Annotated in this window: 12 protein-coding genes; 3 read left to right on the top strand and 9 right to left on the bottom strand. The window is 30.7% G+C overall.

Annotated elements, in window-relative coordinates; all coding sequences use genetic code 11:
* Nucleotides 1-5: 5 nt before the first annotated feature.
* Nucleotides 6-1,682, bottom strand: coding sequence for a DUF262 domain-containing protein (locus tag P5P87_RS15865; RefSeq protein WP_278019891.1), 1,677 nt, complete (start codon nucleotides 1,680-1,682; stop codon nucleotides 6-8).
* A gap of 187 nt (nucleotides 1,683-1,869) precedes the next feature.
* On the bottom strand, nucleotides 1,870-2,265 hold the full coding sequence (locus tag P5P87_RS15860) for a helix-turn-helix domain-containing protein (protein WP_278019890.1): 396 nt from the start codon (nucleotides 2,263-2,265) through the stop codon (nucleotides 1,870-1,872).
* Between the two features lie 178 nt (nucleotides 2,266-2,443).
* Here P5P87_RS15860 and P5P87_RS15855 point away from each other — a divergent pair, with 178 nt between their 5' ends.
* Nucleotides 2,444-2,722: a hypothetical protein gene (locus P5P87_RS15855; RefSeq protein WP_278019889.1), complete on the top strand. Its 279-nt coding sequence runs from the start codon at nucleotides 2,444-2,446 to the stop codon at nucleotides 2,720-2,722.
* Between the two features lie 120 nt (nucleotides 2,723-2,842).
* Nucleotides 2,843-3,526, top strand: a complete 684-nt coding sequence (locus P5P87_RS15850; protein WP_198854940.1) for a hypothetical protein — start codon at nucleotides 2,843-2,845, stop codon at nucleotides 3,524-3,526.
* Between the two features lie 350 nt (nucleotides 3,527-3,876).
* On the opposite strand, the gene P5P87_RS26160 is transcribed toward P5P87_RS15850, so the two are convergent.
* The 7 genes from P5P87_RS26160 to P5P87_RS15820 all read right to left on the bottom strand — a co-directional run bounded on the left by P5P87_RS26160 (nucleotide 3,877) and on the right by P5P87_RS15820 (nucleotide 11,045).
* Nucleotides 3,877-4,005 (bottom strand): helix-turn-helix transcriptional regulator, encoded by a 129-nt coding sequence (locus P5P87_RS26160; RefSeq protein WP_198854939.1) that lies wholly within the window; start codon nucleotides 4,003-4,005, stop codon nucleotides 3,877-3,879.
* Between the two features lie 184 nt (nucleotides 4,006-4,189).
* On the bottom strand, nucleotides 4,190-5,035 hold the full coding sequence (locus P5P87_RS15845) for a thiopeptide-type bacteriocin biosynthesis protein (protein WP_198854938.1): 846 nt from the start codon (nucleotides 5,033-5,035) through the stop codon (nucleotides 4,190-4,192).
* A 4-nt stretch (nucleotides 5,036-5,039) separates the two neighbouring features.
* Nucleotides 5,040-5,381 carry a lantibiotic dehydratase gene (locus P5P87_RS26155; RefSeq protein WP_278019888.1) on the bottom strand — a complete coding sequence of 114 codons (342 nt, stop codon included), beginning with the start codon at nucleotides 5,379-5,381 and terminating at the stop codon, nucleotides 5,040-5,042.
* A gap of 29 nt (nucleotides 5,382-5,410) precedes the next feature.
* Complete coding sequence (locus tag P5P87_RS15835; RefSeq protein ID WP_278019887.1) at nucleotides 5,411-7,240, bottom strand: lantibiotic dehydratase family protein; 1,830 nt, start codon at nucleotides 7,238-7,240, stop codon at nucleotides 5,411-5,413.
* On the bottom strand, nucleotides 7,240-8,832 hold the full coding sequence (locus tag P5P87_RS15830) for a S8 family serine peptidase (RefSeq protein WP_278019886.1): 1,593 nt from the start codon (nucleotides 8,830-8,832) through the stop codon (nucleotides 7,240-7,242). Before P5P87_RS15830 ends, P5P87_RS15835 begins: the two co-directional genes overlap by 1 nt.
* Before the next feature lie 183 nt (nucleotides 8,833-9,015).
* On the bottom strand, nucleotides 9,016-9,186 hold the full coding sequence (locus P5P87_RS15825) for a hypothetical protein (RefSeq protein WP_198854935.1): 171 nt from the start codon (nucleotides 9,184-9,186) through the stop codon (nucleotides 9,016-9,018).
* A gap of 134 nt (nucleotides 9,187-9,320) precedes the next feature.
* Nucleotides 9,321-11,045, bottom strand: coding sequence for a helix-turn-helix domain-containing protein (locus P5P87_RS15820; protein WP_278019885.1), 1,725 nt, complete (start codon nucleotides 11,043-11,045; stop codon nucleotides 9,321-9,323).
* Nucleotides 11,046-11,234: 189 nt separating this feature from the next.
* On the opposite strand from P5P87_RS15820, the gene P5P87_RS15815 reads away from it, so the two are divergent.
* The gene (locus P5P87_RS15815) at nucleotides 11,235-13,655 is read left to right on the top strand and encodes a TonB-dependent receptor (protein WP_278019884.1); all 2,421 of its coding nucleotides are present in this window, start codon (nucleotides 11,235-11,237) and stop codon (nucleotides 13,653-13,655) included.
* Nucleotides 13,656-13,760: the final 105 nt, after the last annotated feature.

Here is a 13,760-nt window from a genome sequence, read left to right as displayed (position 1 = left end):
ATTTTTTATTTAATTAGAAATTCTTCAAGTACAGAAAAAAGATCTTTTTCGTAAGATTCGCGATCTTGTTGAGTCCAGAAAGAGATTTTGGGAGGGTATTCACTAAAGTACTTTAAAAAAACATTTTTGGTGCATATTGGGATAAATATGCCCTGTTTGTCTCTATTTATTATGGTATTTCTTTTAAAAGGAAAAACAGCATTTTTATATCCTCTATTTGTTTCACGATCTAATAATGTTAAATTAGATATGTCATTAATGTCATCGTCATCATTAAGTTCTGAGTTAAAATGCGTAACAATGTCTTCAAATAGACTTTTGAATTCTAAATCATCTTTACAATCACATTTATCTATACGTTTAAGTAAATTTTTTCCATCGCTTTTATTGGTATCGATGTAAGGTTTTGCATCAGAAAGCCATTCTAATTTATTGTCGGGAATTTTATCTTTTATAGAAGTGATATGTTCGATGTCCCACTTTTCATTTTTATAAAGATCAAAAGGGAAAAAAGAATTGTCTTTATCACTAGTCAGCATTGTTAATATGTTGTATAAAAGAAGTATTTTTCGTACGTTTTTACCGTCTGAATATTGCAATTTATTGAGATCAATATTTTTTAAACTATTCCTAATTAAATTATCTAAATGTAATTTAAATTCAGTTTTTGTTATTTTATCAGAAATTAAATAAAGTTCTTTAAGATTTACATCTTCAATACTTACAAGATATCCAATTTTATGGTACAATTCTCGTTCATGGAACCATTCATTAAAAGTTTGAAAATATCTTTTAACTTCATTCCAATTTTCATCCAAATCTATCTGCTTTTTTGAAGCAAATTTTTTACTGAAAAAACGAAATGTTGAATAATTATCGTTTTCTTCATTATTATCATTCATTAATCTAAAAATAAATTCAATTCTATTTGTTGTTGAATTATTTTGATTTAAAAAATACCAAAATTTTTGATTTTGTAAAGAATGCTCAAAGAAATCCCATTCTGTTGAAATCTCCAATTGTCTTAAACGTAGTTTATCATCTGTTTTATCAAAATTTGAACTATTCAAAAAAAGAGCTTTGATTAATTCAGAATTTGTTAACGGAATTTTCCCAATATTAATTCTCGTAAAAATTGCTATGGAATCATCTTCATTACTGAGGTACCAAATTACTTTGGAGTGGAATTTAAAATTTGATTTAAAATTGTTTTTATCAAAGTTTATTCCTTTATTATTAAACCATTCGTTTATCGTTTTATACGCGTTGGCAATAAAATGAAAATCTATACATTTCTCTTCATCTTTTATATTTTCTAAGTCTTTTAAAAAATCTTTAGAACCATGTCTTGTTTCGTAATCTAAATCGAATAACTTATCCCTTCGGTCTTCTTTGTAATCCTGATTTAGATAGAAAAGAATTAAGTATATAGTTGTCAAACGTTGCTGGCCATCAATTACTTCAAATGTTCTATCATGTTTTTCTTTGACTACAATTGGTTGTAAACAATACCAGGTTTTATCATCAGTTGCTTCTACTAATCTAGGATTAAATTCTGAAATATCATTTAATAGCTCTGTAACTTCAGTTGAACTCCATCGATATCCTCTTTGATAAGAAGGAACATAAAATTTATATTCTTGAAGTTCATTTACGGTTTTAAGTTCTAATATATTTTCCATTTATATTTAATATCTGTTTTTAAAAGAGATTTATAAATAAAAGAACTTTATATGGAAATTTATACACGTATAAATACCTGTTTTTCTCTGTTGATAGTTTTTGAACAATTAGGGATTTTACTATATATAATAAAAAGAGGCGCAATCAATGCGCCTCTTTTTATTATATATTTTCAAAAACCAGAAATTACTTACCCTTCATCAACTTCTCCAAATACTCCACTTTATCTTTTTCAGCCTGAACCAAACGTTCATAAAGTTCCACAACTTTATCAAGTGGATTGAAGTTGCAATTATGGTTTACAGTTGGTCCGCTATGAATAACAGAACCTTCGTGATTATTTTGAATGTTGTTTAATACAACTTCGTCGCTATAATTTTTAATTGCATCAGCCGAAACTCCCAAAGCTTCAGCAATAGAGTTTAGTCTTTCATCGTCAACATTTTCGCTTCCTTCAATGGTAGAAACGTATTGCTGGCTTACGCCAATTGCAATCGCAAGTGCTTCTTGTTTCATTCCTCTAAGCTCTCTAATTCGGCTTATGTTTCTTCCGATATGTTTTGGTTTTGTTGCTGTGCTCATACTTCAAAGATATTAAAAATCCTTAAAAATTAGGAATATAGTAAAATACAATCTTTTTGCTTGTGAGATAAAATCATGATCTATTTTGTTAGAATGTATTCTATCGTTTATTTAGCTGAAACAAAAATACAATTTTTCGTACAATAATTATTCGTAACCAAAACCATAAATAAACGCCATGAAAACAGAAAACGAAAACAATGCAAATCAAAACAAAATAATAGAATCGGTAGCTAGATTGGTATCAGATATTTGTTTCGACGGAGAATTTAAAAGCCATCCAGAATACTTAACCGAGATTTTTGAGCATCTTCTCGAGACTGAGCCAGGAAACAGTCTTCCGCTGAGAATTAAAATGTTAAGTTGCATTAGAACGAGCAAAATGTTGGCAAAAGCGCTAGAACCATTTTCAGACGAAGAAATACAAAAAGCCTGCGTTCAAATGATAAATGCGTAAAAAGAAGTACTTTATCGGCTTTCTAAGTAATTCATGGTGTGTGTAGAGCTAAGTAAAAGAAAATCAGTAACTTTGGTCTGAGTTTTTTAATTGGGGCATCTAATTTTATTCAAAAAAATCATGAAAAAGTATGAAGCAATTTTATGTACACTTGCGTTCGTATTTTCTCTCGGCTGTTTTGCCCAGCGCACCAACCATGCCTCCGCTTCGCCAGTAACAGGAAAAACGACATTATTGACGGATAGTCTTGCTAATAATAGCGATTTTGTAATACAATCGTATTATGTAGAAGAAAGAATAAATAAGTTATTTGGAGGTAGAATTATTACTTACCAAGTTTCAAAATTGGACATGGTCGACACTTACGATCTTGGGCCTAATAATACTAGAACAGTAATTCCGAATTACGTAAAAAGAAAACCTAAAGTAGCTCCAAATGCCATAGAGGCCAAAACAACTGTTGCAAGCGCATCTGCTTCTTTAGAACCTGTAAAGGTAGAAATTACAGCTCCTGCATCTATAAGTTCAAAATACGTAAAAGTCGATGTAGTCAACACGTATGCAAAAGTTATTGATAAAGGATATAAATCTACCGACATGCTAAAAAAAGTCGCCGACCGACTGTATTTTGAAGGAAATTTAAAGGAAGCAGTAGGTTATTATGCGCAGCTATTTGAAGAATCGCCCAATCTAGAAGTTATTTATTATTATAGATACGCCCAGTCTTTAAAAGCAATAAACGAAGATGAAAAAGCCAATACTTTAATGAAAAGGTTCAAGAGCGAAACTTTGACAATGAAATAAGGTTTTCTTTGTGTGTTTTTTTAACCGCAAAGAGCGCTAAGGTTTTACGCAAAGTTCGCTAAGATTATTTTTTGAGTTAAATCTAAAGATTAAGTTCGCAAAGCTTTGTGTTTATAAAGCTTTGCGAGCTTTTTTGTGTGAAGTTTTTTAACGCAAAGTAGCTAAGATTTACGCAAAGAGCACAAAGCTATTTTAATGTGGAGTTTAGCCAAAATCTAAAGATTAAGTTCGCAAAGCTTTATGTGTATAAGGCTTTGCGATTTTTTTTGTTTTACCTACAGTTCGTCATCCTGAGGAACGAAGGATCACACTCAAGTGCAAACTAAAATATTGTTTAAAAGAAATATTGATTAAATCTTTTGAAATAATTCAGATAGTGATATTTTTAAAGCTTTTGCTAAAACTGAAAGTGTAACGATGTTTGGGGTAACTTTTCTTTTTTCAATTTTATAAAGATACTGTCTATCTTTTCCAACCATTTCGGCTAAAATGCTATTAGATAATATTTAATTAAAAATATTTGGAACTAAAATTAACTTTGAGATAATATAAAATCATTAGCTTTATTGAATGAAGCTTAAAAGGGTTGTTTTTTGTAATAAAGTTTTTAACATTGTGAGAAATGGATTTTGCAAATTATGAAAAAAACACATATTCATGCATTTATCTATAGTTTAAAGATTTGTAAAATCTAAATAACTGATCATAGATAATTAATTCATACATTCTTTGGTTAGAAGTATATTGCCTATTAATCATCATATGGATATGACTCGCGAGAAAGTTTTGTAAAGAAATTTCGATTTTGGTTTTAATTTGTATTGAGCGTTTAATAGTTTTAATAGTTTTTTTATTTACAATCTTGTGCATTTCAGGATAATTATTACTTGGCATATCTGATAAAAGTGCCTTCATTTGGGAATAAATCATCCGATAGTTTTTAGACAGATCTTTTTTTTGCGCTGTGTCAGTTTCAAATTCAGTTTTATAGGATCTTTGTAAATCATCCATTAATGACAGTTTCTCCTGATTTGATAATTGAAAAGAATCCAGAAATGAATTAACTGCTAAAAAACTGAACAGTAATGGGGTTTCTTGTTTTTTAAAGGAAGATTTTATTTTGATGTATTGCAGAATCATTTTACTGTCTTTCCAAAATAGATATTCTGAATCTGAAATTGTATTGGCTCCATATCGTTCTATTTCTCTATTATAGGTGTCTGTTTGTATTTTCCATATTAAGTTTTGTTGTAGCAGTTGATTAAGAACAGTATGTAAAGCTTGAATTACAACAACTAAATTGTTAGTGTTTTTTATCAAAAATCTAATTCGAAGATGTTCATCTGTGTCTTTGTAACGAATAAAAAACCATTGTTTGATTATTTTTTTGCGTTCTAATTTTAAAATAACAGGTTTCAATTTTTCTAGTAAAATATAATCAGAAGTTTTAACCCCAGTATAAATTTTATAGTACAGCCATTCGCTGCCAAGACAAAAATCTCTTTGCATTTTTTTACGCTTTTTCTTTATAATAAGAAAGTATAATCTGATTGGAAAAATTCTCTCCTAAATTGTTTTTTACGGCCGCATCATCAACAAATAGAAATTCTTCTAGAAAAAACTCTTCTTTTGATTTAGTTGCATTTAAAAATAATTTTATTGAAATCAAAGATTCAAAATCAAATAGAAGCGTATTGTCGCCATTAATCCAATTTACAAAACGTGGAAGATTCCTTTCTGACCGCCATTTCAAGAAATGTTCTTTTAAAATACTTTCATCGATTTTATGAAAATTTTTTATTTCGTCTTTTTTAATTTTCCATTTAGCTTTAGAAAGTATAGTTGCATTATACACAACTCTTGGAAAATAGATATAATGAGATTCTAAAACCCCCAGTTAAATGAAGATACTGGTTTGCTATCCTGCATTTCCAAATCACATAAAAAATGATAAACGGGAAGCGAATTACTTGTGAAATTATGAGCATTTGACATGCATGGAAGTATTTCTTTATTGTGTTTTTGGGATCTCAAAACAATTCTATTGGATCTGACCGATACATAAAGATCATTTAGATCAAAGTTATTTTCATTTGAAACGCCAGATTTGCATAAATAGCTTATCTCATGCTCTCTCAGATTTGGCCTTTTAAGGATATTGCCCGTCCTGGATTCGGGTATATGAACAATTTCTGCCAGAATTTTATCATCATGATATCCGTTCTCTTTTTCAATAATCTGTTTGATTAAATTATGTATATCAGTGTTAGAGCCGCAAAATCTTCCAAGTAATTTTGCAAGACTGACATTTCCGGAAGATATTAAAACAATCTGATCGTCATTTAAGACTTCGATCATTACCGAAAATGTTACCGGAATATTCTTGAGGTTGTAATCTGATTCAGGAAAGTCATTTTTATTAAGCTGAATTTCTTTTTCTTTTCCAATATAGCAGTCGTGAAGTTTCTTCTGCATAATAAAATCAAAATCAGTCCAAACCTGTTTTTTTTCTTTTGCTGGTTTAGCTCTGAATGAAAAATTCTCTAATAGATCATGAGTATCATTCATATCATGATTTTGCAGGTATCCAATTCCAATTTCAGTGTCCAATACCATGCTTAAGGGCATTTCTCTGGTTTCATATCTTTTGGTGAAGGCTTTTTTGAAATTTTCTAGATTTTGAAATTCCTTCTGAGTCTGGATGCTGTTTAAGAATTCAATAGCTTTTAGAACTCTTTGTGGAATCTTTTGATTTAAATTGTTTTTTTGGGCTGATAGATTTAAATCTGTCTGGAAAAGATATTTTTCGTCATATGTCGTTCCAATTCTATCTATTATTGTTTTTATTTCTTTATATATTGCTCCAGACGGCGATAAACTAATATCTAGATCAGAAAGTTTTATTTTTAAACTTTTAAACATCTCGGTTTGGTTATTATAAAAAGGAATATCGTTAAAGAGTCTAATTATTTTTTCCCATTCGTTATTTCCAGTCAGTGATGCATCAATGTCAGGCACTAAAAAATGGAAATCAATTAGCTGAAAAATATATTTTTCAGCCTGCTCTTTTTCAGATTCACTATCAGCCAGAAGGGATGCTATTTCATTGACAGTCATTCCAGATTTTGACTGGTTTAAAACCTGAGTCAATAGATCAGATTTTCGCAATGCTGAAATGGCATGTTCACGCTTTGCATTGGCATATTTATATTCAATAAACCGATAAAAATCACCAGTTTCATAAATAGAAGAATTGGGAAAATATTTTAAAAGAAGGGCAGCTTCTTTTCTTTTGGCGATATCTTGAAGCAAGGCTATCCAGTACTGCATATCGAATTGGGTAAATCGCTTATGTTTATTTATGGGACGCAATACGATATCTGTTTCAGAATTTAATTTCCCGACACAGCATCCCGCAAATAAGCCAAATGGTGTGCAGCGGGAAGACATTCTCGCTATGTATTTTAAGAAAGTAAGTTCCAGAGCATGCGTTTTCGTGTTAGATAATGAGGATGTATCTAAAGCCCATTTATCCAGTTCATTACGCAATTCGGGAGAAGCCAGATTAATAGCTTCTTTTATAATTGAATTTTTATAGAATTTTTTTGCCTTCTCGGCTGAATAGTCTTTGACCAACTCCAAATAAGCAGACAATGGAAATAAAGGAGTTCTAAGAACATAGTCAGAGAAAGCTGTAATTTTATAATGATGCATTATTTCTTTTTACTTATTTCTTCAGCGAATTTCATTGCATTATAAACATTCAGAACTTTTCCGGATTTTGATAGTTGTGAAAATGGAACTTTTTTACCATTAGATCCTGGGATAATAACTTCTATATCATACGGAGTCCCTGAATTAATAATAATTTGCTTAATCTCCTGCACTGTAAATTTGGGATAATACATCCATATTAACGCAGCGGTGCCGCATACCATCGGAGCAGCAAAGGAAGTTCCTGAGTCTGTTTTATAAATGTTGCCAAAGCCTGTTGTGTAGATTTCATCTCCAGGCGCAAATAGATCTACATTATGTTTGCCGTAATTTGAAAAATCCGACACAAATTTGTCTCCTAACTTTTGGGTTATAGATCCAGCGTTAATAAAATTACTGCAGATCTCAGTTACGCCATCATAATCCAGATCATTTGGATAATTTGGTACTTTATCAATATCAGTGCTTTCATTTCCAGCACTGTGAACAAGGAGTACATTGTGCTTCTCAGCATATTTAAAAGCATCTGAAACCCAGTCTTTATGCATTGAAAATTCTTTTCCAAAAGACATATTAATTATTTTTGCACCATTATCCACAGCATACCTGACAGCCATGGCAATATCTTTATCATGTTCGTCACCAGATGGCGAAATATTTAAAGGCATAATTTTTACTTCAGCAATGCCTTTTATTCCTTTATTGTTGTTTCTGTTTGCAGCAATTAAACCAGAAACCATTGTGTTATGATCCTGAATAGGACGGACACCTTCAATAGTATTGCTGATCCTGTTATTGCCATATCCTTTTTCTAAAATACTGGGATTGTCACCTATTGGAAGACGCTCATTATATTCTAAATTTAGATTTTTGTTTACAATGGAATCCAACTGGGTTTTCTGGTCCTGCAATTTTTCAAAAGTATTCTGCCCCATATCTAAATTAGCAATAATAGAACCTATCAATGCGCCTAAATCTCTATCGCCATCATCGCGCCTTTGACGAAACTCCTTATCATTAATTTTGTATTTTTGATAAAGACTGTCAAGCTGTTTATAGGTGTAGTTTTCTTTCGGAAAAAAGAACTTTAATGTATCTTTTGCTTTAGGATAAAGTTCTGTTTTATAATTTAAAGATTTAAGCCACCTTTTATAATAGGCATTTTTTTCTTTCAAGGTGCTCAGAGCTCTTTGATATTCATTAAATTTCCATAAATCATCATCGTTTATTTGAGCTTCAGTCTTGTCTTTATAAAGCTTTCCCCACTCTTCGACTATACGCACATATTCATATCGATTCCACACTACATAACCGCCGCTTTTTGTGCCGGTAAAACTCCATCCATTAATATCATCAATGTATCCATTATTGTCATCATCAATATTATTACCTGGAATTTCTTTAGTGTTTACCCATATTTGGCCTAGCAAATCCTCATGTTTTAAATCGATTTGTGTATCAATTACCGCAACAATAATATTTTTATTTTTAGGCTTTTTTCTATTCAAAGCATACCAGCGCTCTAATGAGATGCCTGGGATACCATCTTGGCTGTAATCTTTCTGGCACCAATTTTTTGCATCTGCACTCAAAATTTCCGTATCTGAGTTCCTATTCTCAGCAGAATTATTTGATTCCTTTATGGATTTGCAACTGCAGACAAAGAATACAAAGAGGACAGTTATGTAATAGGGTTTCATTTTTTTTGAAAATTTAATTTTATAAAATCCTTAAATAGGATTTTATGCTCGCAATTATAATAATCTAAATTTTTATTAAGCACAGTCACCAGAGGATCCTCCTCTGCCAGTTTTATTTGTATCGATAGGGTCATCGCCCTCAATTCCTCCTCCTACAATTAAATGAAGGTTCTTTAATTTAGCTACTTGAAACTTTTCCAGACTAAACTTGTTTTTTTCTGCTTTTTTCTTTTTAGGCTTCATCATTTTGTTTTTTTATTTATTATTACAGCAAATATATATGCTGAGGCTTACAGAATTATGCAGAAATTTTATTTGCATGTCGGAATTCAGGAATTTCGAGTTTTTATATCTGCAAGTTGTTGAAAAACAGAAGCTGTTTATATTGTATCTGCATCTAATTCCTTAATGAAATAAGTAGGTTTGATGCCTGTTTTCTTATAAAAGGTCGCTGAGAATGATTCAGCATTATTAAAGCCAAATTCCCGAGCAAGTGCATGAATAGTATATTTTCTCAGTTTGTTATCTTCTTTTAATTTGTTAAGAGCATAGTCAATTCTTAAATCATTAACATATTGAGTAAATGATTTCTGTTTGTATACATTTACTATTTTTGATAGGTATTTGCTGTTCGTTTCAAAAATTTGGGATAAGCTATGAACTGTAAGATTTGGGGTGAGGAATTCTCGGTTCATTTCAAAATGATTTAGTTTCTCTAATATCTGATTTACCAGTTCTTGAACAATTCCAATATCTTCAGGTTTATTTATTTCGTTTGTAGTTATACTTTTGTTATCTGTTTTATTTTCAGTGTTTTCATTATTTTTTTCTTCTTTTATTATTTTCTCAAATCTGGCACGGTACAGCTTTCTTGTACGAAATTGGTATATGCCAAAAGTTCCTAGGCAGAGAGCTATTATAAGTAAAATACCAAATCCCCAATATGTATTTTCTTTATCTCTTTTGAGAGATGCAATCAGATTTTCTTTTTCGGAAAGCAAACGCGGAGTATCATATTCTTTATTTAACAGCTTATTTAGTTCACGGTAATTTTTCTGCAGAGTGCTGTCGATTTGCATATAGGATGTTATGTATTTGAGCTGATTCTCCTTATCTCCTGTATTCTTATAATAATTAATTAAATATGGATACCCTCCTAGAAACTCGTTGCTTATTTCCTTTGTTGTACGGTATATCGAATCTACTTTGATAAAAGATCTTGCTGCTTTTTCTTTCTTTCCTAATCCGCTATAGGACTTACCCATATAATAGTATGATGCCAGTATATTTCCCGTATCATTGTATTGGATCATTTTCGGCAGAGCTTTATTAATGCTGTCAAGAGCTTGATTATAATTTTTTTTTAATACCTGATTTGCTCCTTCATTTAAGATGAAAAGATATTTGTAATGCTCATTCTTGGTTATGACCGATTCTCGCAAACCTAGTTGATTATAATAAGAAGTTGAATCTGTATTTTGTAAAGATTTAAAGCAGTCCGCTATTCCAAAAACAACATTTTGAAAATCTTTTGCATATTTTCCCACTCTATAATCTGTCTTCATATAATAATTATAGCATTCTTTATATATTTCTAAAGCTTCTTGATATTCTTCTAAATCCTCAGATTTGGCAATTGCTATATATTCCCTCACAACATAATAGTAATCAATATTATTTTCAAGTGCGGATTTTTCTGCAAGTTTATAGTTGGCCATTGCCTCTTTGTATTTAAAATTAGATCTTAATAAATCTGCTTTTTCACAATATGCAGCAGCAGGAAAGAATTTATCTCCGCTATTTTGAGAATATTTTATTACGCTGTCAAGATATCTGATACTCTTCTTGTGGTCTTTATTATAGTACAAAATAGCAAATTGATAATATGCTTTTGCTCTTCTGATATTTATATTTTCTGCATTTGCTTTCTGAAGATAAGTTTCTGCGTATTTAAGTTGCAACTTAGGCTTGTCGGTATTTGCAAAGTATAGATTATGCAGTTCATCGTATGTAAAACGGTAAAGTTTTTTGTCAGGTGACTGTGCTGATAATGTAAATGTAACTAGGAATAGAATTGAAAAAGAATTCCATTTCAAATAAATCATGACTTTTGTTTTTAGGTAAAAATACTATAAAAAGTATAATACAATTAGTAAAAACAAATAAAATCTTACAGAAATATTATTGAAGAATTCTTAAATAGTGTTATGCAAAGAGCGAATTCCTGAATTTCTTATCTGAATTCAGGAATGTCGGTAACAATGTTTTGTAGGACTTAATATTCTCCTTTAGTTTTGATTCGAAAATATAGAAGTAAAATAATTAATGCAGATTTTATAATGTTTAAAATAATAATTGGCACCCTATTGCTTTTAAGTTGTTCTTTAATTGCCCAAAATAAAATACAAGGTAAAGTAACTGATATAAATAATGCTCCTGTTAAATTTTCAGAAGTTTTGCTTATAAATAAAGATTCTATAGTTCTGAAGAATGAGTTAACTAATGATCTTGGGAATTTTAATATAGAGACAGAACCTGGGGATTATTCTCTAAAAATAAAACAGAGAGGAAAGATTGTGTGGCATCGAAATGTAATAGCAATCGGGAGTGTTGATCTTGGGGTCATTAAAATAGATGCAGGTGAAAATTTGAATGAAGTTTTAGTTAAAACGTCTAAAAAAACGTTTGTCAGGAAATTAGACAGATTGTTATTTAATGTTGAAAATTCTCTTTCTTCAACTGGGGGAAATGCTATTGATGTGTTAAAAGTAACACCAGGGCTACAAGTAGCAAACAGTGGCATAAACATAATAGGAAAGAATTCTGTGACCGTAATGACTGATGGCAGACTTGTGCGGCTATCTGGTGAAGATTTAATTAATTTTCTTAGCTCAATTCCTGCAGACAATATTAAATCCGTAGAGGTAATAACAGCCCCGCCCGCTAAATATGATGCGGCAGGAAATAGCGGAATTATCAATATAAATCTTAAAAAGCTTAATAAAGAGGAACCCTTTAATGCAAATATTAATTCTTCCTATGAGCAGAAAACTTATGCGGCAGGAACAATTGGCGGTAATATAAATTCCCAAGTAGATAGGCTGAGCATTTATACAAATGTAAATTATAAAAATGGGGCTTTTAAAATAAGGGAAAACAGAAAATATTTTTATCCTGACCAGTTATGGGATGAATATAATAATAAAAAGGAAAATATTAATCTTTTATCGGGCAGAATTGGCATGGATTATAAATTAGACAGCAAAAATGAACTGGGAGCATCGTACTTGGGGTCATTAAGCAAGCCATCAAACACTGAAATAGATCAGACTAATATATATGATAATCAAAATGAATTAACAGATTATTATACGAAGACGGCTTCTTTCAAGCACAGAAAAGATTTTTTTCATTCTTATAATGTGCATTATAAAAACGTCCTCGACTCTTTAGGCAAGTCTATATCAGGAAATATTGATTATTTAATTGCAGATCAGGATACAGACAGAACATTTGATATTAATTCGTTTGTCAATGGGAATTCTGCATTTTACAATGCCTTTACTAACGGCAATCAAAATGTTAAAATTACAACTTCTAATATTGATGTAGAATTGCCATATAAGAAGCTGAAGTATAATTTTGGAGGCAAAGTTTCATTTATTGATACAAATAATTTTTTTAATTATTATGATATATCAACAGGCGAATCAGTATTAGATACCAAACAGAGTAACGAATTTAAATACACAGAAAATACCCAAGCAGTATATTTCAGTACAGAAAGTAAAATGGATAAGTGGGAATTTCAAATTGGATTACGAGCAGAAAGCACACAGACGAAAGGATTTTCAAAAACATTGAATGAAACAAATAAAAGCAAGTATATCAAATTATTCCCCACTGCTTATGCTTCCTATAATGTGAATGACAAAAATCAGCTGGCATTAAACTATTCCAGAAGGGTTGGAAGACCAAGTTATTATATGACTAATCCATTTAGAACCTATATAAATGATTATAGTTATATAGAGGGAAATCCTTTTATACAGCCTGAATTTAATAATAACATTGAGCTTTCCCATACCTATAACGATAATCTGACAACCTCGCTCTCTTTTGGTTATTTAGAAAATGGCAAAAGTCAGGTACAGCTTCTAGATCCAATCACAAATGTTTCAAAATTCACTTATCTTAATTTTTGCGATGTGTACAGTATCTCATTCGATGCAAGTTATACTCTTAAAAAAGGACAATGGCTGGAATCCTACAATTATGCCAATCTTTTTTATAAAAAAACCATTGCGAACGCAGTGCTGGATAATCAGATTGTTGAAATGGCCAGTTATTATTTTAACTCAAATAATACTTTTATTTTAAATAAATCTAAAACTTTTTTTGCAAGCCTGGATTTAGCATACAGATCCCCCCAAATTATTAATATTTCCCATATGGGAGAAACATTTAATATAAATGCAGGCGCCAAGTACTTTCTGCTTAACAAGAATTTACAGTTTGCCTTAAATTTTTATGATTTGTTGCGCGATAACAAATACAGAGCCTACAGTTATTCCAATGGAGTAAAATCGCAGTCAAATAATTACGCTGATAGCCAGTTCATGAGATTTTCCGTACTCTACAAGTTTGGCAACAGCAAAATTAATGTGCGTGAAAAGAAAAGAGGAAATGAGACTGAATCAAACAGGGCAAACTGATTCTGCTGATGTTTTAAGCTTGACATAGACTTTTTTATAAAAAAGATACGCTGTATTGCTTCCGCATTTTTTTGATTAAAAATACGGAGATAGTTATCTGCATCT

The sequence above is a fragment of the Flavobacterium ginsengisoli genome, from assembly GCF_029625315.1.
In the GTDB taxonomy this organism is placed as follows: Bacteria; Bacteroidota; Bacteroidia; order Flavobacteriales; family Flavobacteriaceae; genus Flavobacterium; species Flavobacterium ginsengisoli.
The sequence above is the reverse complement of the archived record's forward strand: the minus strand, read 5'-3'. Positions and strand labels throughout refer to the sequence as shown.

Bases quoted from the DNA above. Each gene is read 5' to 3' on its own strand.
- P5P87_RS15865 (WP_278019891.1), bottom strand. From the start codon at position 1,682: ATGGAAAATATATTAGAACTTAAAACCGTAAATGAACTTCAAGAATAT.
- P5P87_RS15860 (WP_278019890.1), bottom strand. From the start codon at position 2,265: ATGAGCACAGCAACAAAACCAAAACATATCGGAAGAAACATAAGCCGA.
- P5P87_RS15855 (WP_278019889.1), top strand. From the start codon at position 2,444: ATGAAAACAGAAAACGAAAACAATGCAAATCAAAACAAAATAATAGAA.
- P5P87_RS15850 (WP_198854940.1), top strand. From the start codon at position 2,843: ATGAAAAAGTATGAAGCAATTTTATGTACACTTGCGTTCGTATTTTCT.
- P5P87_RS26160 (WP_198854939.1), bottom strand. From the start codon at position 4,005: ATGGTTGGAAAAGATAGACAGTATCTTTATAAAATTGAAAAAAGAAAA.
- P5P87_RS15845 (WP_198854938.1), bottom strand. From the start codon at position 5,035: ATGCAAAGAGATTTTTGTCTTGGCAGCGAATGGCTGTACTATAAAATT.
- P5P87_RS15835 (WP_278019887.1), bottom strand. From the start codon at position 7,240: ATGCATCATTATAAAATTACAGCTTTCTCTGACTATGTTCTTAGAACT.
- P5P87_RS15825 (WP_198854935.1), bottom strand. From the start codon at position 9,186: ATGATGAAGCCTAAAAAGAAAAAAGCAGAAAAAAACAAGTTTAGTCTG.
- P5P87_RS15820 (WP_278019885.1), bottom strand. From the start codon at position 11,045: ATGATTTATTTGAAATGGAATTCTTTTTCAATTCTATTCCTAGTTACA.